This window comes from Parasphingorhabdus flavimaris, assembly GCF_013371215.1.
GTDB classification, from domain to species: domain Bacteria; phylum Pseudomonadota; class Alphaproteobacteria; order Sphingomonadales; family Sphingomonadaceae; genus Parasphingorhabdus; species Parasphingorhabdus flavimaris.
Genome location: NZ_JABWMH010000003.1, coordinates 42,745 through 68,596, shown reverse-complemented (window position 1 = coordinate 68,596; position 25,852 = coordinate 42,745). Strand labels below are relative to the sequence as shown.

General features: G+C 59.0%; 24 protein-coding genes. 7 read left to right on the top strand and 17 right to left on the bottom strand.

Features of this window, described 5'->3' with window-relative positions; all coding sequences use genetic code 11:
* Positions 1–53: 53 nt before the first annotated feature.
* The 4 genes from HUO14_RS09215 to HUO14_RS09200 all read right to left on the bottom strand — a co-directional run bounded on the left by HUO14_RS09215 (position 54) and on the right by HUO14_RS09200 (position 5,269).
* Positions 54–1,484, bottom strand: coding sequence for an aldehyde dehydrogenase family protein (locus tag HUO14_RS09215; protein ID WP_176279620.1), 1,431 nt, complete (start codon positions 1,482–1,484; stop codon positions 54–56).
* 74 nt (positions 1,485–1,558) lie between these two features.
* Positions 1,559–2,857 carry a cytochrome P450 gene (locus HUO14_RS09210; protein WP_176279619.1) on the bottom strand — a complete coding sequence of 433 codons (1,299 nt, stop codon included), beginning with the start codon at positions 2,855–2,857 and terminating at the stop codon, positions 1,559–1,561.
* A 4-nt stretch (positions 2,858–2,861) separates the two neighbouring features.
* On the bottom strand, positions 2,862–4,391 hold the full coding sequence (locus tag HUO14_RS09205; protein ID WP_176279618.1) for an acyl-CoA synthetase: 1,530 nt from the start codon (positions 4,389–4,391) through the stop codon (positions 2,862–2,864).
* Positions 4,392–4,519: 128 nt separating this feature from the next.
* Positions 4,520–5,269: a 6-phosphogluconolactonase gene (locus HUO14_RS09200; RefSeq protein ID WP_343046083.1), complete on the bottom strand. Its 750-nt coding sequence runs from the start codon at positions 5,267–5,269 to the stop codon at positions 4,520–4,522.
* Between the two features lie 126 nt (positions 5,270–5,395).
* Here HUO14_RS09200 and purU point away from each other — a divergent pair, with 126 nt between their 5' ends.
* On the top strand, positions 5,396–6,256 hold the full coding sequence (purU, locus tag HUO14_RS09195) for a formyltetrahydrofolate deformylase (protein WP_176279617.1): 861 nt from the start codon (positions 5,396–5,398) through the stop codon (positions 6,254–6,256).
* 15 nt (positions 6,257–6,271) lie between these two features.
* Here the strand turns inward: purU and gspI are convergent, their stop codons facing one another.
* Positions 6,272–6,673 carry a type II secretion system minor pseudopilin GspI gene (gene gspI, locus HUO14_RS09190; protein ID WP_176279616.1) on the bottom strand — a complete coding sequence of 134 codons (402 nt, stop codon included), beginning with the start codon at positions 6,671–6,673 and terminating at the stop codon, positions 6,272–6,274.
* The gene (gene gspH / locus HUO14_RS09185) at positions 6,670–7,149 is read right to left on the bottom strand and encodes a type II secretion system minor pseudopilin GspH (protein WP_176279615.1); all 480 of its coding nucleotides are present in this window, start codon (positions 7,147–7,149) and stop codon (positions 6,670–6,672) included. The genes gspI and gspH overlap by 4 nt, the downstream gene beginning before the upstream one ends.
* 102 nt (positions 7,150–7,251) lie before the next feature.
* Between gspH and HUO14_RS09180 the strand changes: the two genes are divergently transcribed.
* The 5 genes from HUO14_RS09180 to HUO14_RS09160 all read left to right on the top strand — a co-directional run bounded on the left by HUO14_RS09180 (position 7,252) and on the right by HUO14_RS09160 (position 13,556).
* A complete protein-coding gene (locus tag HUO14_RS09180; protein ID WP_176279614.1) occupies positions 7,252–8,049 on the top strand; it encodes an enoyl-CoA hydratase-related protein in 798 nt (265 codons plus the stop codon).
* Between the two features lie 90 nt (positions 8,050–8,139).
* Positions 8,140–10,101, top strand: a complete 1,962-nt coding sequence (locus HUO14_RS09175; protein WP_176279613.1) for an alkyl/aryl-sulfatase — start codon at positions 8,140–8,142, stop codon at positions 10,099–10,101.
* A 105-nt stretch (positions 10,102–10,206) separates the two neighbouring features.
* Complete coding sequence (locus tag HUO14_RS09170; RefSeq protein ID WP_176279612.1) at positions 10,207–11,361, top strand: acyl-CoA dehydrogenase family protein; 1,155 nt, start codon at positions 10,207–10,209, stop codon at positions 11,359–11,361.
* Positions 11,362–11,479: 118 nt separating this feature from the next.
* Positions 11,480–12,508: an acyl-CoA dehydrogenase family protein gene (locus tag HUO14_RS09165; protein ID WP_176279611.1), complete on the top strand. Its 1,029-nt coding sequence runs from the start codon at positions 11,480–11,482 to the stop codon at positions 12,506–12,508.
* Positions 12,509–12,578: 70 nt separating this feature from the next.
* Entirely contained in the window at positions 12,579–13,556 is a 978-nt protein-coding gene (locus HUO14_RS09160; RefSeq protein WP_176279610.1) for an NAD(P)H-dependent flavin oxidoreductase, read from the top strand.
* 66 nt (positions 13,557–13,622) lie between these two features.
* Here HUO14_RS09160 and HUO14_RS09155 read toward each other — a convergent pair whose 3' ends face one another.
* The 5 genes from HUO14_RS09155 to HUO14_RS09135 form a co-directional block, all read right to left on the bottom strand.
* Positions 13,623–14,021, bottom strand: a complete 399-nt coding sequence (locus tag HUO14_RS09155) for an RcnB family protein (protein WP_246255466.1) — start codon at positions 14,019–14,021, stop codon at positions 13,623–13,625.
* A gap of 162 nt (positions 14,022–14,183) precedes the next feature.
* Positions 14,184–15,143 (bottom strand): alpha/beta fold hydrolase, encoded by a 960-nt coding sequence (locus tag HUO14_RS09150; protein WP_176279609.1) that lies wholly within the window; start codon positions 15,141–15,143, stop codon positions 14,184–14,186.
* A gap of 9 nt (positions 15,144–15,152) precedes the next feature.
* Entirely contained in the window at positions 15,153–15,911 is a 759-nt protein-coding gene (locus HUO14_RS09145) for a crotonase/enoyl-CoA hydratase family protein (RefSeq protein ID WP_176279608.1), read from the bottom strand.
* Positions 15,912–16,018: 107 nt separating this feature from the next.
* Positions 16,019–17,161 carry an acyl-CoA dehydrogenase family protein gene (locus HUO14_RS09140; protein WP_343046082.1) on the bottom strand — a complete coding sequence of 381 codons (1,143 nt, stop codon included), beginning with the start codon at positions 17,159–17,161 and terminating at the stop codon, positions 16,019–16,021.
* A gap of 80 nt (positions 17,162–17,241) precedes the next feature.
* The gene (locus tag HUO14_RS09135; protein ID WP_176279607.1) at positions 17,242–18,456 is read right to left on the bottom strand and encodes an acyl-CoA dehydrogenase family protein; all 1,215 of its coding nucleotides are present in this window, start codon (positions 18,454–18,456) and stop codon (positions 17,242–17,244) included.
* Positions 18,457–18,693: 237 nt separating this feature from the next.
* Here HUO14_RS09135 and HUO14_RS09130 point away from each other — a divergent pair, with 237 nt between their 5' ends.
* Positions 18,694–19,407, top strand: coding sequence for a DUF3592 domain-containing protein (locus HUO14_RS09130; protein WP_176279606.1), 714 nt, complete (start codon positions 18,694–18,696; stop codon positions 19,405–19,407).
* A gap of 29 nt (positions 19,408–19,436) precedes the next feature.
* Here the strand turns inward: HUO14_RS09130 and HUO14_RS09125 are convergent, their stop codons facing one another.
* From HUO14_RS09125 to HUO14_RS09100, 6 genes are all read right to left on the bottom strand, one after another.
* A complete protein-coding gene (locus HUO14_RS09125; protein ID WP_176279605.1) occupies positions 19,437–20,213 on the bottom strand; it encodes a glucose 1-dehydrogenase in 777 nt (258 codons plus the stop codon).
* A 131-nt stretch (positions 20,214–20,344) separates the two neighbouring features.
* The gene (locus HUO14_RS09120; RefSeq protein ID WP_176279604.1) at positions 20,345–21,346 is read right to left on the bottom strand and encodes an inorganic phosphate transporter; all 1,002 of its coding nucleotides are present in this window, start codon (positions 21,344–21,346) and stop codon (positions 20,345–20,347) included.
* Between the two features lie 14 nt (positions 21,347–21,360).
* A complete protein-coding gene (locus tag HUO14_RS09115; RefSeq protein ID WP_176279603.1) occupies positions 21,361–22,491 on the bottom strand; it encodes a DUF47 family protein in 1,131 nt (376 codons plus the stop codon).
* A 165-nt stretch (positions 22,492–22,656) separates the two neighbouring features.
* Positions 22,657–23,115: a MaoC family dehydratase gene (locus HUO14_RS09110; protein WP_176279602.1), complete on the bottom strand. Its 459-nt coding sequence runs from the start codon at positions 23,113–23,115 to the stop codon at positions 22,657–22,659.
* A gap of 111 nt (positions 23,116–23,226) precedes the next feature.
* Positions 23,227–24,141: an SDR family NAD(P)-dependent oxidoreductase gene (locus tag HUO14_RS09105; RefSeq protein WP_176279601.1), complete on the bottom strand. Its 915-nt coding sequence runs from the start codon at positions 24,139–24,141 to the stop codon at positions 23,227–23,229.
* Positions 24,142–24,218: 77 nt separating this feature from the next.
* Positions 24,219–25,760 (bottom strand): WS/DGAT/MGAT family O-acyltransferase, encoded by a 1,542-nt coding sequence (locus HUO14_RS09100; protein WP_176279600.1) that lies wholly within the window; start codon positions 25,758–25,760, stop codon positions 24,219–24,221.
* Between the last annotated feature and the right edge of the window lie 92 nt (positions 25,761–25,852).

Sequence of the window (25,852 nt, the reverse complement as noted above, 5' to 3'; positions counted from 1 at the left end):
CCGGTCATCACCATCGTGATAACCGGCTTTTTCAATTCTGGTGGTGTGCCGGATCAGGCAGGCACATTGTCTTTCTTGACCGTGATCACCTGTGGATAGGTGAACTCGAGCAGGCCTTCCTTGCCATATTCGGCACCGAAGCCGGACTGTTTATGGCCGCCAAAGGGAGCGAACGGCGACAGGTGGAGAAATTCATTGACCCACACGGTGCCGGTTTCGAGCTGTTCGGCAACCCGGACACCCTCGTCGGGATTGGCGGTCCAGACAGCGCCGGCAAGACCATATTCACTGGCATTGGCGCGGCTGATCGCTTCGTCGGTGGTGCTGAATTTCATCAGCGGCATGACCGGGCCGAATTGTTCCTCGGCGACAATCCGCGCATCTTCCGGCGGGTTGTCGAGGATCGTGATCGGCACATAATAGCCAGGAATGCCTTCCTCTTTCTGATCGCCACCGACCAGAAACTTATAGCCGTTATCCTTGGCATCCTGCACCAGTTCGAGCACCCGCTCATATTGCTTCTTGTTCTGGACCGGACCAACCGCGGTACCCTGCTGGGAGCCGTCACCGACCTTTACATTCTTGGCATAGGCGGCGATCGCAGCGCTGAGCTCGTCATAAATATCCTCGTGGATATAGATGCGCTTCGCCGCGACACAGATCTGTCCGGCGTTGGTAAAGCTGGACCAGAACAATTGCTCGGCAACCTTTTCCACATTGGCGTCGGGCAGGACGATCGAGGCGTCATTGCCGCCCAGTTCCAGCGTGATCCGCTTGAGATCCTTCGATGCGCCTTCCATGATCTTCTTGCCGGTCGCGGTCGAGCCGGTGAAGGTGATCTTGTCGATATCGGGATGTGACGTGATCAACGGACCGAGGCTGTCTTCGCCGGTAATGATGTTGACGACACCAGCCGGAGCGACATCCTTGATCAGTTCTGCCAGACGCAGGGTGGTCAACGGCGTGAACGGGGACGGCTTGAGCACGATCGTGCAACCGGACAAGAGAGCCGGAGCGATTTTCTGCACCGCCATCATCACCGGAAAATTCCATGGCACGATGCCGCCGACGACACCGACGGGCACCCGGCGAGTACGGCTGAGCCGCTGTTCCGTATCCTCGTTGATCTCGTCGTCCATGTCGAGAGTCGCCTGCGAACCGGCCATATAGGCGGCACCGGCAATCTCGCCCTGGGCCTGCGCATGGGGCTTGCCCTGCTCTGCGGTGAGCAGGCGGAACAGCTCGTCATTATTCTCGTTGATCACGCCGGCGATGGCCTGCACAACTTTGCGGCGATCCTCGATCGGTGTTTTCGACCAGGTCTTGAAAGCAGCGCGCGCAGCAGACACCGCATTATTGAGCTCCGCTTCGCCGCAGGCGGGAACCTGGCCGATGACTTCCTCATTGGCCGGGTTGATGACGTCCAGCACTTCAGATGTGCCGACCATCTCGCCGTTGATCAGATTTTTATATTGGGTAACCATTTCGCTCTCCTTTGGGACTGCCGTTCGTTTCTACTTGAGTCGTCTATACGCTATTACAAGGGCACGCGCTTCATTCATTTTGACAGGCTGAAGCGGATCGGCAGGGTTTTCAGCCCGCCGACAAAGGTTGATTTTGCACGTTTCGGCTCGCCTGCCAGTTCCAGCGTCTCGATCCGGTCGAGCAGCTCGTTGAACAATATCTTCATTTCCAGTCTCGCCAGATGCAGGCCAAGGCACTGGTGCGCGCCCGCGCCGAAGGACAGATGCCGGTTGGGCGAGCGGCTCGCATCGAACTTGCGCGGCTCGGGGAATATGCTCTCGTCATGATTGGCCGCAATATAGCTGATCATCAGCCAGTCGTCCTTGGCGATCTTCTGGCCGCCCAGTTCGGTGTCTTCGGCTGCGGTGCGCATGAAATGCTGCACCGGTGTGGTCCAGCGGATCGCTTCCTCGACAATGCCGGGCAACAGGTCGCGGTCGGCCTTGAGTCGGGCAAATTGTTCGGGGTCGCGGGCCAGTGCCAGCATCGCGCCCGCGGTGGAGGCCGAAGTCGTATCATGGCCGGCAGCGGCCAGAATGATATAATAGCCCGCCATGTCGCGGTCGCTGAGATGCGCGCCATCCACTTTCGCATTGGCGATCACGCTCGCGACATCGTCGGTAGGATTGGCGCGCTTTTCCTGGGTCAGCTTGGCAAAATAGGCCTCAAAGTCGGCAACGGCACCGACCACCAGCTGCATGACCTGCTCCGGCGTCATATTGGCCATGCCGGACTTGTTGAGATCCTCGTCCTGTCCGCCGAACATCTGCTGGGTGAGAAACAGCATCCTTTGTTCGTCGGCTTCCGGCACACCCAATATCTGCATCACCACGTGCAGCGGATAGGGCGCGGACACCAATGGCACGAAATCGGCCTCGCCGCCCGCGTCGACCAGCCGGTCGACCGTGACCTTGGCCAGTGCCCTGATCTCGTCTTCCATCTTGCGCAGGTTTTTCGGCATGAACCAGTCTTGGGTCAACCGGCGATACTGGGGATGGATCGGGGCATCAAGCGCGACCAGCGAACGCACCAGATTCGGGTCGCCGCCAGTGATCGATTTGACAAAAGCGCCGCTGTTCTTGTCACTGAATGTGATACTGCGCGGACTGTTGAGGAACAGCTTGTTATCCTTGCTGACCCGCATCACGTCGTCATAGCTGGTGACCAGCCAGAACGGATCGTGGACTTCGTCATTGACCACCCGCACCACCGGCGTTTTGCGACGGAGCGCGTCAAAGCGGTCGAGCAGACTGTCCCAGTCGACATAATTGGCGGGGTCGACAATCGCCAGCGCCTCTTCACCCGTCAGTCTCGGTTCTGCTTGTGTAGCCATCAGACTATCCCGCTTTCTGCTTATTCCAATATTCATCGCGCAACAGCCGCTTGTAGAGCTTGCCGGTCGCGTGACGCGGCAGTTCGGCGCGGAAGTCGATCCGCCGCGGAATCTTGACCCCGGAGAGCGACTGGCGGAGGAAAGCTTCCAGTTCCTGCGCAAGCTCCGGCCCGGCATCGGCCATATCCATCGGCTGCACCACGGCTACCACCTTCTCGCCCATATCCTCGTCCGGCGCGCCGATAACCGCTGCGTCCGCGACCTTGTCATGGGTGACCAGCAGATTCTCGATTTCCTGCGGATAGATATTCACCCCGCCGGAAATGATCATGAAGCTCTTGCGGTCGGTCAGATAGAGGAAACCGTCCTCGTCCAGTTTGCCGACATCACCGAGCGAGGTCCAGCCCCTGGGGTGGGTCGCCGCCTTGGTTTTCTCGGGATCATTATGATATTCGAATTTGGAGCCACTCTCGAAATAGATCTGGCCTTCTTCACCGACCGGAACCTCTTCCCCGTTTTCATCACATATATGGACCACGCAATTGATCGGCTGACCGACCGTACCCTTGTGCCCCATCCAGCCTTCGCTGTTGCAAAAGACAAAGCCATTGCCTTCGGTCCCGGCATAATATTCGTTGAGCACCGGCCCCCACCATTTGATCATCGCTTCCTTGATCGGAACCGGTACCGGGGCAGCGGCATGCACCGCGCTCTTGATCGACGACACATCATATTTGGTGCGAACTTCTTCGGGCAGCTTCAGCATCCGGACAAAATGGGTCGGCACAAACTGGCCGACATCGCATTTATACTGCTCGATCAGTTGCAGCGCCCGCTCGGGATCAAATTTTTCCATGATGATGCTGGTACCGCCCAGCGCCTGTACCGCGACATTCCAGCGCAAGGGGGCCGCATGATAGAGCGGCGCGGGAGACAGATAGACACAATCTTCATGAAAGCCGAAAATCATCTGCGCGAGTCCGGCGACGCCGTTCGGCCCTGCGATATCCTCGTCTTCCGGTAAAGGCAGTTTGACGCCCTTGGGCTGGCCGGTGGTACCGGACGAATAGAGCATGTCGATACCCGCGCGCTCATCGGCAATCGGCGTAGACGGCATCGATGCTAGCGCATCATCCATGTTCCGCTCGTCCCCGGCACCAAATACCAGCTGAGCGACATCGGGATTCGAAGTGCGCACCTGATCGAGTATCGGCAGCATCTGCTGGCTGCCGATCAGCAGCTTGGCCCCGGAGTCCTTCAGGATATAGCCGACTTCCTCGGCGGTCAGCCGGTTGGAAATCGCGACCTGAAACAGGCCGGAGCGCTGCGATCCCCAGGTGACGGGGAAAAATTCCGGGTGGTTTTCCATGCAAATCGCGACGGTATCGCCGATCTGCAGGCCGCGGGAGCGGTAAAGCTGGGCAACCTGGTTGGAGCGGCTGTCGAGCTTACCATAAGTGATGATTTCGCCGGAGCCAGCCATGATGACGGCAGGTTTGTCGGGGTTTTTCTGTGCGTGCAGATAAGGATGCATAGTTCAGGCGCTCTCCAATTGGACGATCGCCTTGTTCTGGCGATTCGCAATTGCAGCACCATGGTTTAATCGAACAGTTAAATCAATCGATAGTCACAGCGACCAGCGATAGAAATCGGCAACACCCTCTAATTTTCGACGTAAATATCCACCGGTACGGTCAGATCGGCGAAAATCCGGCCGATCGGGGTCATGCTTGTCGCGCCCTGTTCGATTTCCTGCTCGAGCAGCGTCTGGTTGGCAGCGCCCTTGAGCAGGACCATCACCGTCCGCGCTTCGCAGATGGCGGCCTTGGTCAGCGTAACCAGCGGCGTATCGCCACCTTCGGGGAGCAGGCCAACCGCCAGTCTTTCCGGCGGGCCGTCAAGCGCTTCTTCCAGATCGGCGCTTTCCATGATGCCGGCGGTGCTGCCGCCCTCACCCATGCCGAGCCAGACGAGATCGGCCGGCCATTTTGTGTCGCGCAGCCGGGCATCGGCAGCGGCGCCGGCCATATGATAATCGTCGTGATCGGGCGCCAGTGGCAGCACCCGCGCGCCGCGCGTCAGAAACAATTGCGCCAGCTTCTTGGCATGGCTGCGCGGATCGTCGAGTGGAATCAGAAGATCGTCGGTCGGGATGATTGTGACATATTTCCACTTGATCGGCTTTTCTGCCAGAGCCTCGAGGACCGGCAAGGCTTCCTCGCTGGCGGGCAAGGCCAGCAAGGCGTCGCCGCGCGCATCAAGCGCGCTCTCGATGATGAACTGGATATCTCCGGCGACCGCATCGACCATCTCGTCGGCGTCATCGAAATCCCACCATTCGAGCATCGATTCCTCGTCTTCCGGCAGGTCGTCCAGGTCAAAATTTTCCAATGCGTCTTCGAGTTTGCTCATCGCGATATCCAGATCTCTATCAAGTCTTCCGCGCTTCTAATCGCTGCAGACCTCAGCACAAGGGTAAATCCCGCTTTTAAAATTCTCCACTTTGGGCCAATTGGGGGCCGAAAAGGCGATATCCATATGACAGAAAACTATATTCTTACCTTCACCGCAGAAGACCGGGTCGGCCTGGTGGCCGCCGTGGCCGGATTTCTGGCCGAGCATGACGGCTTCATTCTCGACAGCCAGCAATATGCCGATCTCGAGCAGGACCGTTTTTTCATGCGAGTCGAGTTCCAGGGCGCGGGCGAGAGATTTCCGGCCGGCCTCGATGCGCTTCGCGAGAGATTTTCGCTGGTCGGAGAGCGATATGCGCTCGAATGGACTCTGGTCAGCGGGGCGGAAAAGCCCAATGTCGTGATCGCGGTATCGAAGGGCAGCCACTGCCTCAACGACCTGCTCCATCGCTGGAAGACAGGCGGATTGCCGGTCAATATTGTCGGCGTGGTCAGCAATCACGAGAGCCTACGCGACCTGACCGAATGGCATGACGTGCCGTTCCACCATTTGCCGGTAACCGCCGGCAATCGCGCGGAACAGGAACAGGCTATCCTGAATGTGATGGACGCGGGAGAGGCCGACTATCTGATCCTTGCCCGCTATATGCAGATATTGTCCGACGATCTCAGCGCGAAACTGGCCGGTCGCTGCATCAACATCCATCACAGCTTCCTCCCCGGCTTCAAGGGCGCAAAACCCTATCACCGGGCGCATGAGCGCGGCGTCAAGCTGATCGGCGCGACCGCCCATTTTGTCAGCGCCGACCTCGACGAGGGTCCGATCATCGAACAGGCGGTCGAACGGGTCGACCATCGCGCCAGCGTCGAGGAAATGATCCGGATCGGCCGCGACATCGAGGCGCAGGTTCTGGCCAAGGCGGTAAAATGGGCAGGCGAGCGGCGGATATTGCTCAACGGCAACCGGACAGTGGTGTTCCGCTAGAGACGTTTGCGGATATTAGTTCGCGGGCAATGGGGCGTTGGCTTCGAGCAACATCCCCGCCGGCCTCAATATGGTCAGCGACGCAGGCGCGCCGCTCAGCTTTTCCCGGGCGATGATATCGACCTGCACAAATTGCCCCTCGTCGGTCAGCCGCGCGCTTTGCGTCCAGGTCCAGTCGAGACCACCATTCTGCTCCTCGCCGCTGCTATCACCGAGGCTGGGCGGGCGCGGATCGGTCAGCAGCTCGACCGCCCGGTTGCGGACCACCGATTGCGCGACGACGCGCAATTCCAGCTCGGCGGCATTATTTGTTGTAAAAGCCTGCAGCCGGATCAGCGCCAGCGCGGCGAGGCTGAACACCGACAGCGCGACCAGCATCTCGATCAGGGTAAAGCCGCGCTCGCCGGAACACTTCATGGCCTCACCCCGGCCAGCGTCACGTCGCCCATCGGCGCAATCAGGACGCTGCGGCTTTGCCCGTCGCCCTGCAGCACCAGTTCCGCCTGATCGCTGGGCAGCCCGGTGCTTTCGAAACTGATCATCATCGACCCGCTTTCAGCAGTGGCCGCGCGGACGCCGCTGGACCAGTCGGTCGACACGAACGGCTTGTCCTCGATCGCCGACCAGCTGCCCTTGCGCCGTTCGAGAAAACTGTAGCCGGAGGGAGTGACCTGCACCGCCATCGGCCGCGATTGCAGGATCGCATTGTCGCGCAGCGCCGCGGCGCGCGCGGCAAAACGCTGGGCATCCTCTTCCAGATTGCTGTTGCCGGACGGAAAGGAAAAGACGACGATCGATGCCATCAGGCCGATGATCAGCAGCACGACCATCAGTTCCACAAGGGTGAAGCCCGCAACATTATCGCTAGGGTCAGGGTCATTCTGCAGGATCATTATTGTCCATTTAACGAATTGATCGGAGCGAGTCTTGCAGAATCCTTTGGCCCCTGCAATGACGGAGGCATAGAAAAGAAACGCTGGGAAAAGGAAATCTTGATGGCTGACGTCGTTCTCTACGAGAAAAATGACCGCATCGTTACAATTACATTGAACAAGCCGGAAACGCGCAACGCCCTGTCGAAGGACCTGTGCGAGGCGCTGGTCGACGCAATCAACAAGGCCGATGCCGATGCCGGGGTCAGCTGCGTCGTACTCGCCGCCAACGGCAAGAGCTTTTCCTCGGGCGGCAACCTCCACGAGATCAAGGCGATGACCGCCGAGCAGAATATGACGCCGCTGGAAATCGAGAACTGGTACAAGACCGGCATCCAACGCATTCCGCTCGCCTTCTCGCAAATTTCCGTTCCGGTAATCGCTGCAGTCAACGGCCATGCGATCGGCGCGGGCAATGACCTGAGCACCATGTGCGACATCCGGATTGCCGGCGAAGACGCGATCTTCGCCGAGAGCTTCCTGCGCGTGGGAATCATTCCCGGAGACGGCGGCGCGTGGTTGCTGCCGCGGATCATCGGGCAGGCGCGGGCCAACCAGATGCTGTTCACCGGCGAATTTATCGACGCCGCAAAGGCGCTGGATTATGGTCTGGTGTCGGAAGTGGTGACGAACGACAAGCTGCTCGAGCGCGCCTATGAACTGGCCGAAATGGTTGTCGGCCTGCCACCTCTGGCGATCCGCAAGACCAAGGAACTGGTCCGCACCGCGCAGAGCGTGACGCTGAAGGAAAATCTCGATCAGGCGGCCTTGTTCCAGGGTGTCTTGCAGCAGCTCGATGACCACCGCGAGGCGATTGACGCGATCTTGGAAAAACGCAAACCGGTGTTCAAGGGGGCGTGATTGATCGGGAGATACTTCTTCCCATGGCGCATGACGGGAATTTCGGGAGATAGACCTCTGATATACAGGGGCATCTGAAGGAGAGAGAGAATGAACAAGACCGCTGTTTCACTGATTGCCCTGATGATGGCGGTCCCGGTTCAGGCCGTTCCTCCGCAAGGCGTCGCCACCGAAGCCACCAGGGCCGCCAATGCCAAAGTCGCGGCCAGCCTGCCGATTGCCGACCAGACAGATTTTGAAAATGCCAATCGCGGTTTTCTCGCCCGTATCGAAGAGGACCAGATCCTCAACGCCGACGGATCGGTCGCATGGGATTCACGCCAGTTCGAATTTCTGCAGGGCGACGCGCCCGACACCGTCAATCCCTCGCTCTGGCGGCAGGGCAAGCTCAACAGCATCCACGGCCTGTTCGAGGTCGTGCCCGGAATCTACCAGATACGCGGCTATGATCTGGCGCAGATGACCTTGATCGCCGGCAAGACCGGCTGGATCGTCATCGATCCGCTGACCACTCCGGCGCCGGCAAAGGCCGGGCTGGCGCTGGCCAACAAGACGCTCGGTGACCGGCCGGTCGTCGCGGTGATTTTCACCCATAGCCATGGCGACCATTTTGGCGGTGTCGCCGGTGTGGCTTCGCCAGAGGATATCCGGTCCGGCAAGATCGAAGTCATCGCCCCGCATGGCTGGCTGGCGGAGTCGATCGGCGAGAGCGTGATCGCCGGCACCGCGATGAACCGGCGGGTGCAATTCCAGTTCGGCACCGCCCTGCCCGTCGGCAAGACCGGCCATGTCGGCGGCGGCCTCGGCCAGAAACTGTCGAGTGGCGATGTCGCTCTGGTGCCACCGACCCGGTCGATCAGCAAGAATGGCGAGACGCTGATGGTCGACGGGATCAGCTTCGACTTCATGGACGCCGGCGAGACCGAGGCACCGGCCGAGCTGGTCTTCTACCTGCCGCAATATAAGGCACTGCACACCGCCGAGGTTGTGACCCGCACCTTCCACAATGTGCTGACGCCGCGCGGCGCGCTGGTCCGCGACACGCTGAAATGGAGCAAGGTGATCGACGAGATGCTCGCCCGCTATGGCGCAAAATCGGAGCTGATGCTGGCTTCGCATCACTGGCCGACCTGGGGCAGCGACAATGTCCAGGCGGCGCTGAAAAACCAGCGCGGCATCTATCGCTATGTCCATGACCAGACCATGAGACAGGCCAATCAGGGCGCGACGATGCACGAAATTGCCGAAAATATCGGCGAGCCGGATTTCGCCCAGAGCGACTTTGGCGTGCGCGACTATTACGGCACGCTCAATCACAACAGCAAGGCGGTCTACCAGCGCTATTTCGGCTGGTGGGACGCGGTTCCCGCCCATTATCACCAACTGCCACCGGTCGAAGCCTCGCAAAAATATGTCGCTGCGATGGGCGGCGCCGACAAGGCGCTGGCGGTCGGTGAAAAAGCCTTTGCCGCTGGCGACTATCGCTGGGCGGCAACCGTTTTCAACCATCTGGTCTTCGCCGATCCCGCCGACCAGACTGCCAAGAACTGGCTGGCCTCGACCTATGAACAGCTCGGCTTCCAGACCGAGGCCGGGACCTGGCGCAATATCTATCTGGTCGGCGCGAAAGAGCTGCGCGAGGGCAACAATGTCAAGGACTCGATCAGCACCGCCAATGAGAAAGTCTTGAGTGGCATTCCCGCTGTCGATCTGTTCGACGCCATGGCGACCCGATTCAACCCGACCAAGATGCAGGGCGATGGCGGCATCATCCGCTTCTGGTTCCCGGACCGCAAAGAGGCAGTCAGCATCGATCTCGGCAAGAGCGTGATGTTCCCGCGCGGCGAGGATTATGCCGTCACCGCCGACGGATCGGACACGCAGATCACGATCAGCCGCGCCCTGTTCACCAAATTGCTGATGCGCCAGGCCAACCCGCAGGCGCTGATCGAGAACAAGGAAATGCTGATCAGTGGCAATGCGGCCTTAATGGCAGCTATGTTCGGCGCGCTGGATGAGGTAAATCCGCAATTTGATATTGTGACGCCGTGACCGGGTCTACGCCAAGCACCGTTCGTCCTGAGCCTGTCGAAGGACGCTTGCCAAGGTGCTTCGACAGGCTCAGCACGAACGGGTCTGCTGTAATAAGGATTATCCATGCAAAGATTTAACTTCCCCGTCGTCCAGCCCGATCCGGCGCTCGAAGATTTGCGCAGCGAATTGCAGGCCTTTCTCAGGCAAGAGCGCGAGGCGGGCAATTTCCGGCCCGAACCGGAATGCTGGATGGCCTCCGCCGATCCGGAATTTTCGAGGAAGATGGGCAAGCGCGGCTGGATCGGCCTGACCTGGTCGAGCCAATATGGCGGCCACGACAAAAGCGCGCTGGAACGCTATATTGTCACCGAGGAGACCCTTCGTTCGGGCGCGCCCGTCGCCGCCCACTGGATCGCCGACCGCCAGCACGCACCGATGCTGATCGCCCATGGCACCGAAGAGCAGAAGCTCGATATCCTGCCGCGCATCGCCGCCGGCGAATGTTATTTTGCCATCGGTCTCAGCGAACCGGGCGCGGGCTCCGATCTCGCCAATGTCAAAACCAAAGCCGAGAAAGTGCCCGAAGGCTGGAAGATCAACGGCCAGAAAATCTGGTCCTCCGGCGCGCATATGTGCCATTATATGGTAGCCCTGCTGCGTACCTCGCCCGCCGATGGCCGCAACCGCCATGTCGGCCTGTCGCAGATCATGATCGACCTCAGCCTGCCCGGCGTCACCATCAAGCCGATTGTCGACCTGTCGGGCGACGCCCATTTCAACGAAGTCTATTTCGAGGATGTGATCGTCCCCGACGACTGCCTGCTCGGCGAGGAAGGCGGCGGCTGGAAACAGGTGACCGGCGAGCTGGCGATGGAACGCTCCGGACCGGAACGCTTCCTGTCCAGCTATATCACGCTGGAAACCGCCCTCTATCAGCTGAGCGGAAAAATGGGGTCGGACAGCCACGCCCGGCTCGGCAAGCTGATCGCCAGCCTGCGCACGCTGAAAGGCATGTCCTGGGGCATTGCCAATCTGCTCGATCAGGGCGTGTCGCCGGAGACCGAAGCGGCGCTGGTCAAGGATCTCGGCAACCGGCTGGAAAATGACCTGACCCAGCAGGTGCGGGCGATGCTCAACGATCTGCCGTCCGAGGACTGGAGCCCGGACATGCGGCGGATCATGAATATCGGCGTGCTGCGCTCTCCGCCCAACACCTTGCGCGGCGGTACAACCGAAGTGATGCGCGGGATCACCGCACGGCAATTGGGGCTCAGATGATGTCGGAAATCATGCACTGCACACCGTTCGTCCTGAGCCTGTCGAAGGACAGCGATCGGCAACAACCGCACTTCGACAAGCTCAGTGCGAACGGATCCATTCAAGGCAAATTGATACCATGATAAACACACAAGGCATGGTCGCCGAAACGGCCACGAAAATCTATACCGACCTGTGCGCACGCGACGTCCCGCACGAAGCCGAAGCGGGCCAATATCCGCAGGCGCTCTGGGACGCGCTGACCGAAAACGGGCTGCCGTTGGCCTGGGTCAGCGAAGCCAATGGCGGCTTTGGTGCCGACCATGACGAGGTCTTTGGCGCGATCTGGGCTTCCGCGCAGGCCGCTTCCCCGGTGCCATTTGCCGAAACATTGATCGCCAACTGGATGCTCGACCGGGCCGGTCTTTCCCCGGCAGACGGCAGCGCCAGCTTTGCGCTCAGCGGTCACACCCCGAGCGCCGACATTCCCTTTGGCATGCACGCCGACAAGATCGTCCTGTTCGACGAGGCGCATCACGAAATCTCGCTGTTCGACAACCGCGTCGCCGTCCGCTCGCCGGAAGAATCGCTGTCACCCGATGGCATGACGCAGTTCATCTTTTCCGGACATCTGGCAGAGCAATCGGCGAAGACCGATCTCTCCCGCCGCGGAATCGAAGCGCTGATCCTGACCGTTCGCGCCGTGCAGATGGCAGCGGCGATGGAGAGCGCTCTGGGCCTGTCGATCGACTATGTCACCCAGCGCGAACAATTCGGCCGGCCGCTGTCGAAATTCCAGGCGATCCAGCAGCAGCTGGCGGTCGCCGCGTCCGAATGCGCCGCCGCGACCATGGCGGCCACGCAGGCGGCCAGCGCCATCGCCCGCCACAGCGACGATCCGGAACAGGCCTGGCACGAGGCGGTGGTCGCCAAGGTCCAGATCGGTCACAGCGTAGAGGCGGTCACCGTGCCCTTCCATCAGGTCCACGGCGCGATGGGCTATACGCAGGAATATGATCTGCACCATTATACCCGCCGCCTTTGGGCCTGGCGCGATGCGCTGGGCAATGAACATCTTTGGTCGAAACGGCTCGGAGAAGCGCTCGCCGTAACGTCGCCCGACGATATCTGGAAAGGCGTGACAACCGGTCAATGGGTTGCTAGTTAATCGCGCGATTAAATAATTCCGGAAGGGAGCAGACATGCTTCCAATCCTTCCAGTAACAGGAGCTAAGTCCATGAAAACACGCATTACAGAGCTATTCGGTATCGAACATCCGATCATTCAGGGCGGCATGCATTATGTCGGATTCGCCGAGCTCGCAGCTGCTGTGTCGAACGCCGGTGGCCTCGGTATCATCACTGCACTGACCCAGCCTTCCGCCGCCGCACTGGCCGACGAAATCGCCAAATGCCGGGACATGACAGACAAGCCGTTCGGCGTGAACCTGACCTTCCTGCCGGTGGTCAACTCGCCCGATTATGAAGGCATGGTCAAGGCGATCATCGAAGGCGGCGTCAAGGTCGTCGAAACCGCCGGCAACAACCCGGTTCAGGTGCTGCCCGCATTGCACGACGCCGGCATCAAGGTGATCCACAAATGCACCGCCGTCCGCCACGCGCTGAAGGCCCAGAGCATCGGCTGTGACGCGGTCTCGGTCGACGGATTCGAATGCGGCGGCCACCCCGGCGAAGACGATATCCCGAACATGATCCTGCTGCCCCGCGCTGCCGACGAGCTGGACATTCCGTTCGTTTCCTCCGGTGGCCAGGCCGACGGCCGCAGCCTCGTTGCCTCGCTCGCGATGGGCGCGGAAGGCATGAACATGGGCACCCGCTTCATCGCCACCAAGGAAGCACCGGTGCACCAGAATGTGAAAGACGCGATCGTCGCGGCCAGCGAACTCGACACCCGACTCGTGATGCGCCCCCTGCGCAACACAGAACGGGTGCTGACCAATAGCGCTGTCGAACGCCTGCTCGAAATCGAAAAGGAAAAAGGCGCAGACCTGCAATTCTCCGACGTGATCGAACAGGTCGCGGGCGTCTATCCCAAGATCATGAAAGAAGGCACAATGGATGCTGGCGCATGGAGCTGCGGCATGGTTGCCGGCCTGATCAACGATATCCCGACATGCCAGGAACTGATCGACCGGATCATGGCCGAGGCGGACCAGATCATCAATCAACGGCTCAAGGGATTCATGGCTGCCTGAACGAACAGAAAAGCCCCCGGAATCGCTTCCGGGGGCTTTTGTCTAATTGTGGATTGATCATTCGGTTCAGCGCGCAATCGCGTTTCCGATAACCGCTCCGATGAGGCCGCTGGTTATCGCGATCAGCACCGCATCATTACCCGACCGCACCCACTGGTATCCACGCGGTGCGCTGGACAGGCGATAGGCGCGGGGATTGTCGATCACCCGGTAATTGGTCGCATAGCGCCGGTCGAACCGCTGGCCCTTGGCCCATTTCTTCTGGGAAACAGCGGCATAGCGCCGGTTGTCGTTGCGATCCTGCTTGGTATTTCTGGTCGTCGTGGTCTTTGTCACAACCCGTTTGCCATTTTTCTGGGTCACGCGCTTCTCGACCGTCTTGTGCTGGGCAGCCTGAGCCTGAGCGGTCACCACCGGGGACACCGCCATTGTTGTCACTGCCAAAGCCATCAGAAACTTTTTCATCTTCAATTCCCTTTTTCTATCCGGCGCCAACTGCGGCGTCACAGACAGAAATAGGGGAGACCTGTCGCAGGCCTTTGTCAGATTCCCGGTTTTTTGTACCATATTGTCGCAAGAGCCCGATATGGTTCATCTGGCGATCAGCTACGGGACGCAAAACAGCCTTCAGTCGCCAGCATCAACTTCCCACATCGTCAGAACAGAGCGCAGAGCGGCGACAAATGCGAGCGGCTCGTCGAGCATCAGGTGATGTTTCGCATTGGGCACGGCGATCATCGGAATATTATCACCACCCAGTTCGCGCAGATAGGCAGCGCTGTCGCGATCGAACAATGTGCTTTTCTCGCCATAGACAATCGCCAGCCGGTGCGGAAGATCGGCGATCCGTTGCGGTGCCTCCATCCATTGCCTCTGGTCATTCTCGCTGCGGTGGAAGACCATCGGGTCAAATTTCCACGACCAGCCATCCTCGACCGCACGCATGCTGTGATAGGCCATATATTCGAGCAGGAACGGAGTCTGTACATCTTGCGGCGGGGCCAGAACAAAGCGCCCGCGCGCGGTCTCGTAATCGGCATAGACATTATTGGGCTTGTCCGACTTGCCGGAACCGGGAGGGCCGCCGCCGCGGCTAAAATGGGCGACAAGCTTTTCGGGTCGCATGATCATCAGGTCACAGATGATCAGACCGCCAAACCGCTCTCCCGCCATTTCCATCGCGGTCAGGGCCACGCCGGAACCAAAGCTGTGGGCAATGATCTTGGGCTTCACCGGACCGGCAAACAGATCGAGAGCATCGGCCACCGCAACCATGCCTCTGGCACGCTTCTCGCCGTTGCAATCGTCGATCATCTCGCTGTCGCCCATCCCCGCCAGGTCATAAGCGATGATATCATGGTCTTCTGCGAGGAAAGGCGCGATAAAGGCAAAGCAGCGCGCGTGGGCGAGAAAGCCGTGGGTCATCAGCAGCGGCGGCTTGCCGCGCTGACCCCATCGAAAATAATGCACCTTGTGCCCGTCTACTTCGACAAAGGCTTCCTCGCGCGGCACGTCCATCGCCTGCACGAACCATGCGGGCAGGTCATGCGACGCTGCCCACTGGTCTACGATATCATTGCTTGCCATGGGTCGGGCTTATTCACCCTTCCATTCGGGCTTGCGCTTCTGGGCGAAGGCGAGCGAGCCTTCCTGCGCATCCTTGGAGGTGAACACCGGTGCAGTGATTTCAGCCTGTTTCTTCCACGCTTCCTCGCTGGTCCAGTCATAGCTTTCGTTGATGATCTTCTTCGTCGCTTTCAGCGCCAGCGGGCCGTTCGCCGCCACCGTGGTCGCCAGTTCGATCGCCGCGTCAATCGCAGCGCCCTCGGTCACCCGGTTAACGAAGCCCACTTCATAGGCGCGCTGCGCGGAGAAGAAGTCGCCGGTCAGCGCCCATTCCATCGCGACCCGCTTGCCGACCAGTTGCTGCAGCTTGATCACGCCGCCCGCTGCCGCCACCAGGCTGCGCTTGACCTCGGGAATGCCGAATTTCGCGTTGACGTTGGCAACGCACAGATCACAGGCCAGAGCCAGTTCTAGCCCGCCGGCCAGCGCATAGCCTTCGACCGCGGCGATCAGTGGCTTTTCCGGACCCTTTTCGGTGATCCCGCCAAAGCCATAGCCTTTGACCGATGGCGTTTCACCGCGCAGAAATCCCTTGAGATCCATGCCGGAACAGAATGTCCCGCCAGCGCCGGTGAGGATGCCGGCGTTGAGGCTGTTGTCATTGTCGAGCTGCTCCATCGCCGCGCGGATGCCTTCGGCTGCCGCCTTGGTCATCGCGTTTTTGGCGTCGGGCCGGTTGATGGTGACGATGATGAAACCGTCCTGGATCTCGGTGAGTACTTCAGACATATTTTTTCTCCTTATTGGTTCACACCCGTTCGCACTGAGCCTGTCGAAGTGCACCTATCGACTAGCGCTGTCCTTCGACAAGCTCAGGACGAACGGCAAATTTTACCCTAATCGAACAACAGATTGGCCAGTTTCGACCGCTGATAAGCCGCATCGCCGATCAGCGCACCTGACAAGATCGCCTTGCGCCGGTGCAATTGCGCGTCGCAGTCGTGGGTGAAACCGAAGCCGCCGTGAAACTGGATCGCGCGATCCGCAGCGGTGGAATAGCTCGAGTGGGATTGCGCGGCCGCCATGCGGACGGCAACCTCGCCGCGGCCCTGCTCGCCCCAGCTGTGCGCGGCGCTGTACAGATGCGTCCGCGCTTTTTCATATTCGACATAATTGTTCACGGTCGGATGTTTCAGCGCCTGATAGCTGCCGATAATCTTGCCGAACTGCTTGCGGGTCTTGAGATATTCCACCGTATAATCGATCACCGATTGCGCGCCGCCAGTCATTTCGGCGGCGTGGATCAGGCCGGCAGCCAGCTCGATTTTCTCCAGCGTCTCGCGGGTCCGGCCTGCGTCAAACAGAGCATCGGTCGAGACGGTCACGCCGTCGAGAGTCACTTCATAGCTGCGCGCAGTTTCGTCGATCACCGTTTCCCGGCGCATTGCGTTGTCGCTCAGTGCCGACCGTTCGATCAGGGCAAAGCGGACCGCACCGTCGATCTTCACCGAGGCGATGATAAGTTCCGCGCTGTCGGCCCAGAGCACCAGCTGCTTCTTGCCGGACAGGCTGACGCTGTCACCGCTCACGGTACCGGCCGCCTCGATATTGGACAGGTCCCAGTCGCCATTATCTTCACGCAGCGCCAGCGTTGCCGCTGCACCCGCGGCAATCTTCGGCAACCATGCGGCCTGCTGCGCTTCGCTGCCGCCGGCCAGCAGAGCCTGCGCCGCCAGCGTCGTCGAACCAAAGGGATTGCTCATCAGATTGCGGCCCATTTGCTCGGCAATCGGCACGACTTCGGCCATCGACAGGCCCACCCCGTCATGCGCTTCGGGAATCGCGATCGCCAGCCATCCGAGCTCGCCGATCTCCCGCCAGATATCGGGATCATAGCCCAGATCGTCGTCAATCATTCCGCGCACCTTGTCGATCGGGCTTTTGTCGCGACAGAAATTGGTCGCCACATCCATCAGTTCGATCTGCTCTTCGGTGGTTCCGATTGTGCCTAGATTATCCATCTTATCCTCGTCTTTCACGCCGTTCGTGCTGAGCCTGTCGAAGCACTTTATAAAGACCCTTCGACAAGCTCAGGGCGAACGGGTTTCTGTTCTGATTATTATCTTGTTTTCGGCAATCCGAGCGCGTGCTCGGCGACAATATTGCGCTGGATCTCCGAAGTGCCTCCACCAATCGTGGCCGAAAAACTGTTGAGATAGCTGCGATGCCAGTAACCGTCGTCGACCGCATTTTCATCGCCGACATAATAGCCCGCCTTGGTACCCTGGAACGCCAGCGAGAATTCGGTCAGCTCGCGGATCAGTTCGGTGCGCGCCAGCTTGTTCATCAGCGGCAGCCCCATCGGCCGGTCCTGCATCAGCTGCGGCATCCGGCGGCGGGTGTTGTTGAGATTCAGCGCCTGGATATCGATCATATATTGCGTCATCTTGTCGCGCATCACCGGATCATCGAGCAAAGGCTTGCCGTTGCGGACGGAATTTTTGGCCAGTTCGACAATTTCCATCACGTCCAGTTCCTTGACGAAGAAACCACCGACCGGCTTGACCTTGGCGCCACGCTCATATTCGAGCGTCTTCATCGCCATCGACCAGCCGTTGCCCTCGCCGCCGAACAGGCAGTCGGCGGAAATGCGGGCATCGGTGAAGAAGGTCTGGACGAAGCCATATTCGCCGGTCAGCTTCTTGATCCGGCTGGTGGTGATGCCGTCGATCTTCATCGGATTGAGGAAGAAGCTGAGCCCGGCATATTTATTCGGCGCATCGAAATCGGTGCGCGCCAGCAGGATCATATATTTCGCGCGGTCACCCAGCGAGGTCCAGATCTTGGAACCGTTGAGGACATATTCATCGCCCTCTTTTACGGCTTTCAGCTGTGCGTTGCCGAGATCGGAGCCATTCTCCGGTTCGGAAAAGCCCTGGCACCAGATATCCTCGGCGCTGAGCATCGGCTTGATATATTTCTGCTTCTGTTCCTCGCTGCCGAGATCGAGAATCAGCGGTCCGGCCCAGCCATTGCCGATCGCGTTGATCATGATCGGCGCGTCATATTTCTTCATCGCCCGGGTTGCGACCCGCTGATATTCGCTGTGCAGTCCGCCGCCGCCATATTCCTTCGGCCAGCTGGCGCCGAGATAGCCCGCTTCATAGACTTTACGCTGCCAGTCCTGGAGAAAGTCAAACTGCTGGTCGGTCGACACTTCCATGAAGGTCAGCGGCAGCATGAAGCCGGGATCACGCACCGTATTTTCCTTGAACCAGGCATCTGCCTGTTCGGCATAATCCTTGAGTTCGGCTGCACTCGGTTTGTCGGCCATGGTGTCGCTCCTAAACGGCTTATATGCAAAAGATCGGTAGCAGAGTCTGCCGCCCTGCCATTCCGTGTGAATCACTAGCATTATTAATTGAACGATTAAATCCCATAATGCAATGGGGCCCGAACATGAAAAAGGCGATATCGCAGGCGTGGCAGCGCAGGCGGGCATTCCCATCCCGATCAAGCTCTGCTAGATTCCGGATCATGGCAGCAATCCGGCTGATCGACGGAGACACCCATGAATCTGTTCAAGACTGTCGGCGGCATATTCCTGGTGGTCGGCCTCGCGATGCTCGCGGCTGCCAGCTATTTATATGTTGACCAGAGGGACTTTATCGCCGGTGCGAAAACGGCCGACGGACAGGTTATCGATCTTCTCCGCAAGCGACAGGATGATGACGGTAGCATAAGCTATACCTATTCTGCGGTCATACGCTTCACCGATGACCGGGCGGTGTCGCATGAATTTGTCGATCGTGTCAGTTCCAGTCCACCGCGCTATTCAAAGGGGCAGGAAGTCGATCTTCTCTATGCGCCGGAAAATCCGGCCGATGCGATTGTCGACGACTTCTGGGGACGCTGGGCCATCGTTGTGATCCTCAGCGGTATCGGCGCAATATTTTCCCTGGTTGGCGGAACCTTGTTTTATCGCGAGATCTACAAGGGCCGGACCAGAACATGGCTGCGGGAAAACGGAACCGCTTTCTCGGTCGATTTCCTCGAAGTCGAACGGGATCGCAGTCAAAGCCTCAATGGCCGCAATCCCTATCGTGTCGTAGCCCAAGGCAAGAATCCGTTTACCGGCAAACTTGAGCAATATTTGAGCGATTCCATCTGGGTGGATCCCACCGAATATATGGCCAACAGAAAATTGCGCGTGCTGGTCGATCCGAACAAGCCGTCCCGCCATATGCTGGATATCGACTGGTTGTCGGACCTGATCCAGCATTGACCGGCCAGGCCCCGGCCGGCCGGGTGCGTTCAGGGTCGCGAAATCATCCCGCCGTCCAGAACCAGCGCCTGCCCGATCATCCAGGACGATGCGCGCGAGCACAGATAAAGTGCGGTACCGGCAATATCTTCCGGCGCGCCCATCCGGCCGCGGGGAATCTGCGATATCGCCATTTTCGTCATGCCGTCATTCTCGACAATCTGTTTGGTCATATTGCTCGGAAAGAAACCCGGAGCGATCGCGTTGACGTTGATATTGTAGGAAGCGAGATCGGTGGCCAGATGTTCGGTCAGGTTGATCACGCCGGATTTGCTGGCGGTATAGGCATAGGTCGGCATTCCCGAATTGCGGATGCCGTTGATTGACGCGATATTGATCACCCGCGCCGGATCATCCGCGTTTCCGGCCGCCTTCAGCAACGGCAGGAATTTCTGCGTGGCAAAGAAGATCGACTTGATGTTGATGTCCATCACCTTGTCCCAGCCCTGCTCCGGAAAATCCTCGATCGGTGCGCTCCAGTTGGCGCCGGCATTGTTGATCAAAATGTCGATCTTCTCTTCGCGTTCGCTGACCACTGCTACCAGCGCCTCGATGCCCTCGACATTGGACAGGTCGGCCGGGATGGCGATACACTCGCCCAGTTCGGAAAGCTCGGCCGCTTTCGCCATCAGCCGCTCTTCCTTGCGGGCGGTGATGTAGACCTTTGCGCCATTTTCGATCAGGCCCTGGGCCATCATAGCGCCAATGCCGCTGGAACCGCCGGTCACCACAGCAACTTTGCCACTGACATCAAATAAGGTCTTCATCGTCACGCTCGTTCTCCCGTTAATATATATGCCACACCCCCTTTCACATCATCTCGTGAAAGTCCACGCGCTAGTGTTCCGGATGCGCGTTAAGTTGGCCGCGAGATCGCCGAACTCCCCTTGCCTGACCTTCAGAACAGTCGCGTCAGCCAGTAGAATAATGCGCCCACCGCAGCGCTGGCCGGGATGGTGATGAACCACGCCATGACGACCCGGCTGGCGACGCTCCAGCGTACCGCCGAAGCCCGCCTTGCCGCCCCGACCCCGACGACGCTGCCGGTGATGGCGTGGGTTGTCGACACAGGGATGCCCATGGCCGAGGCTCCGAACACCACCGCGGATCCCGCCGTCGATGCACAAAAGCCGTTGTGGTGATCGAGCTTGGTCAATTTGGTACCCATGGTCTTGATGATCCGCCAGCCGCCGGACAGCGTTCCGAAAGATATCGCCAGATAACAGCTGATGACCACCCATTCGGGAACCGAAAACTCCCCGCCGAGATAGCCGGTTGAATATAGCAGGACCGCGATAATGCCCATGGATTTTTGCGCGTCATTGGCGCCATGGCTGATCGAATAGGCCGCCGAGGACATCAGGTGGAAGACCTTGAAAACGCCCTCCGCCTTTCGCGGCTGAACCGGCTTGAACAGCCAGGATGTGGCCAGCATGAGAAGCATGGCAATCATGAACCCGATCATCGGCGACAGTAAAATGGCGGCCATCGTCTTGGTGGTGCCGGAGGATTCCACCGCGCCGAATCCGGCGTGGGCAATACCTGCACCGAGCAGTCCGCCGATCAGGGCATGGCTGGATGAAGAGGGGATTCCCTTGAGCCAGGTCAGCACGTTCCAGAACATCGCACCGACCAGCGCCCCGAACACAACCGCGGGCGTCACCACATCCTTGTCGATAATGCCTTCGCCGACGGTCTCGGCGACCTGCAGCCCGACCAGCCAATAGGCCGCAAAATTGCCGCATGCGGCAAAAACCACCGCCGCGACCGGCGACAGCAGACGGGTCGAAACCACAGTCGCGATCGAATTGGCCGCGTCGTGGAGGCCGTTGAGAAAATCGAAGGCGAGCGCCAACGCGATAAGCGCGAAAAGGATCGGAAACGCGATGCTGTTGTCCATGGTGTCGCGCCGCTTCAGCCGTGATCAATCACGAGACCGTCGATCTCGTTGGCGACATCTTCGAACCGGTCCACCACCCGCTCCATATGCTGGTAGAGTTCACGCCAGATGATGAAGTGCAGGGTATTGCTCTCGCCATGTTCCTGAAACAGCTTTTTCAGTCCTGCTGCATGGATCTCGTCGGCGTGGCCCTCCATCCGGACCAGCCGCTCGGTCAGTTCGTGGAGGCGGTCCCCATTGCCTGCTATATCGCGCAGCAAGGGCATCGCCTCTGCTGTCAGACGCGCCGCATCGACGATGATCGCAGCGATATCGATCATTTCCTGATCAAAAGTCTCGACGTCATAAAGCTCGATGGCACCGGCGGTTTTCTGCATTTCGTCAATCGCATCATCCATCGAAGCAATAAGGCTGGTGATTGCGCTGCGATCAAAGGGCGTAAGGAAGGTCCGGCGGACAGTGTTGAGGACCTCACGGGTGATTTCATCGGCGTCATGTTCACGGTCTATGATTTCTCGAACACGATCAGCCATTCCCTTGCCGCCCTGGAGCAGTCGCGCCAGCGCATCGGCACCGGCCACCAGCGTTGCGGAGTGCCTTTCAAACAGGTCAAAGAAATTTCCCTGCTCGGGAAGCAGGCGTTGGAACCAGGCAAACATGATATTGACCCCTGTCTTTTGAGCGACTGTATCGATGATATTGGTGGACTGGGTGGCGGCCCAGAAATCGGCCGCGCCAAAGGAGCGGATCAGGGCCCGCAAATCTTCTTCGTCAACCGCGTCCGCGGCATCCTCGAGAGAGAACCAGCGGCGTTCCCGCTGATGCTGCTCGTCCCAGGTTGGCAGCTCCTCGGTGACGGCGAAGGGAAAGACGCTGACATCGATCCAGACCGAGGCGCCGTTGCGCTTTTTCTTGCGATAGCGATAGCTGCCCAGCGGTGTCGGACAGGTTGAGCCCAATATGCCTGCCTCCTCTTCCGCTTCCTGAGCGGCGGCGCTGTGGGGCTGCTGGCCTGATCCGATATTGCCTTTTGGAATGATCCAGCGTCTGGTTTCACGGGACGTGATCAACATGATCCGGGCTGGTGCATCCATTGCGGATTCATCAGCCTTATAGGGAAGCGCAGCGATCTGCCGTATCGACATTGCAAACTCCGCCCCAGAACATAGTCGCGGCCCTTTCGGGCTCCGCGATATCTTTAAAAGGACTAGTCTAGCAACACGCTTCACGCAAGCTGCACTGCAGACACCATAAAAAAGGGCCCCCGGAACCAGTCCGGAGCCCCTTGCAGACAATTTGTCGAACTGGCCTTAGCCGACCACGATCATCGCCAGCGAACGGGCGATCAGAGCCGGTGTTTCGATGCCGTCGATTTCGACGGTAACATCATAGGTCATCAACCAGCGGCCGGGCTGCTTTTCAACCGCGTCGACCAGTACATGGCGGGCGCGGACTTTTGATCCGGCGCGGACCGGGTTGAGGAAACGGACCTTGTCAAAACCATAGTTGATGCCCATCACCGTGCCTTCGAGGCCCAATGTGCAGCCATAAGACATGGCCGGCAGCAGCGAGAGAGTCAGGAGACCATGAGCGATGGTTCCGCCAAAAGGCGTCGCCTTGGCTTTTTCTTCATCGATATGGATGAACTGGTGATCCTCGGTGCAGTCGGCAAATTTGTTGATCCGGTCCTGGCTGGCTTCGAACCATTCCGACACGCCCACTTCCTTGCCTTTCCAGGCTTCGAGTTCACTTGGTTTAATCACTGGCATATTGTTTCTCCTTCATTCCCGGCCCGTTCATGGTGAGCCTGTCGAACCATTGGCCATTGCGCGCGCTCCTTCGACAAGCTCGGGACAAACGCGCAATGGTATATGACTTCACTAGCCCTTCATGACTTCCTGCATGCGACGGAAGAATTTTCCGCCCTGTCCGCCGCCATTGGCATATTCCTGCATGCCGGTTTCATCGAGAATCTGGTCGATATTCTCTGCGATTGCTTCGGCGCTGCGCTGGTCTTCCGGCAACCAGATTCCTTCGGTTTCGAGAATTTTCGCGGCGGCATAGCCACCGGCTCCTGCGGTCAGGATCGTCTTCGATGGCGCGCCATCGCTGCACAGATAGACCACGGCAGGGGTTACTGCTTCGGGCACCAGCATTTTCAACGCTTCTTCCGGCATCAAATCTTCGGTCATCCGGGTAGCCGCGACGGGAGAAATGCAATTGGTGTGGATGCCCTTGCCGGCACCTTCCTGGTGCAGGCTGTTCATCATGCCGACCAGAGCGAGCTTTGCTGCGCCATAGTTGACCTGGCCGAAATTGCCATAGAGACCGGTCGACGATGTGGTCATCACGATCCGTCCATATTGGCGTTCGCGCATATGATCCCAGACCGCTTTGGTGCAATTGGCACTACCGGTGAGATGAACGTCCATGACGAAGCTGAAGTCTTCCATCGACATTTTGTGGAAGCTTTTATCGCGCAAAACGCCGGCATTGTTGACCAGAATGTCGACATGGCCCCATTTGGCGATCGCATCGGCGACCATCTTTTCAACCGCTGGCATGTCGGTAACGCTGCAACCGGCTGCCATGGCTTCGCCGCCCTCGGCTTCGATTTCAGCGACGACCTGCTCGGCCACGGTGGCGGAACCGCCGGTGCCATCGCGGGCACCGCCGAAATCGTTGACGACAACCTTCACGCCACGGCGCGCCAATTCCTTGGCATGTTCGCGGCCCAGACCGGCGCCTGCACCCGTGACGATGGCGACGCGGTCGTTAAATTCTACTTTGCTCATGACGAGTCCCTTTTGTTAATCGAATGATTAACGGGAGCGATGCTCAATCAGGCCCGAGGAGTCAAGCATCAAGGCGGCTATTTGCCAGTCGTTTTCGCTCTGGTCCTGCCTGCCGTAGCGGCAGAAGCGGAAACCCGTTTCTTCGGCTTTTTCGGTTGCTTGGCTTTCTTTTCCCCGGCCTTTCGCGCGGCCGCCGTCTTTTCTTTGGTCGCCGCAGCGGTGAGGTCGGAAAAGCTCTTCACGATGCACTCCGCATAAAATTCCGGATCGGGCATGATATTACGGTCCGCAAGAAAGGTCAGGATGACATTGCCATTATAGCTGGTCACGACGTGGAACAGACCCTGCCCTTCGGCCAATATTCCCATGCCGAAGGATTTGACCAGTTCGGCACCGGCGAAATACATCGGCACCATCGGACCGGGGACATTGGTAACAACCGTATTCACCGCCGGATTCAGCCGGTCGACGATCCCGGCGCGGACCATCATCTTGGTGCCCGCAGCGGTCAGTCCGGCCGGCATGGCACCCGACAATTCCATAAGCGTCTTCGCCCCCATCGCCTGGGTCATCGCTTTCGAGCGCCGGGTTTCCTCCATGATGAATTTCATCCGGTCGCCCGCATCGGCGAGATGGGTGCCGACACCGACCTGCATCATCGTGACCTGATTGCCGGCGCTATCCTTGTCGTCGTCCGTCCTTACCGAAACAGGCGCACCGATTTTCAGGGTCTTTTCCGGCAGGTCCTTCTTGGCATTCAGATATCCGCGCATCGATCCGCTGACCACCGCGATCATCACATCGTTTACCGTCGCGCCGGGGAAGGCCTCGCGGATATTCTTGATATCCGCGAGGGTAAATTCGCGACCGTCGAACACCCGGTGCGGGCTGAGTTTCTTGTTGAAGCGGGTTTTTGGAATGCTGCCCTTGGCATCATCCCGCTGCCGGAACTCGCGCTGCACATCGAGCAGCCGTTTCGGCATCGGCAGGAGTTTCTGCAGATTCTTCAATCCGCGCACCGGATTGGCGATATTGTTGAACTGGGCCTTGGCGAGCAACGCCATCGGATTGGGGTCTTTTTCCGGTTCGAATTGCATGTCGAATTTGCGCGGTTTCATCTTGGCGTCCAGGTCGTGCAGCGCCAGCGTCATTTGCAGGCCGGACTGTCCGTCGATCGCCGCATGATGCATCTTGTGCAGCATGGCAAAGCTGCCCTTGGGAACGCCTTCGACATTGTCGAGCCCCTCAATCACCGTATATTCCCAGAGCGGTTTGTTCATATCCATCGGCCGGGCATAGATGCGCGCCGCCTGGATGCACAATTGCCGCCAGTCGCCAGGCTTGGGCAAGGCAATATGGCGGACGTGAAATTCGAGATCGAAATTTTCGTCATCGACCCAATAGGGATGATCGAGATCCAGCGGCACTCGCACCAGCTTCTGGCGAAATATCCGCGCACCATCGAGACGCCCCTCGATATAGCGCAATATATCTTTGAAACCGACCTTGCCGCCGGGGGCTGTCGAGGGATCATAAATCAGCAATTGCCCGATATGCATCGGCGTATTCGGGGTTTCGGTGTAGGCGAACATGGCATCAAGTGCGCTTAGCTGTTTCATGACAATTCCCTCAGGCTGCTCTGGTGACCCGCAGCCTAATGCAAAACTATTCGATTAGCGAATCCGTTAAGCGTCATATTTGACTGGCGCCG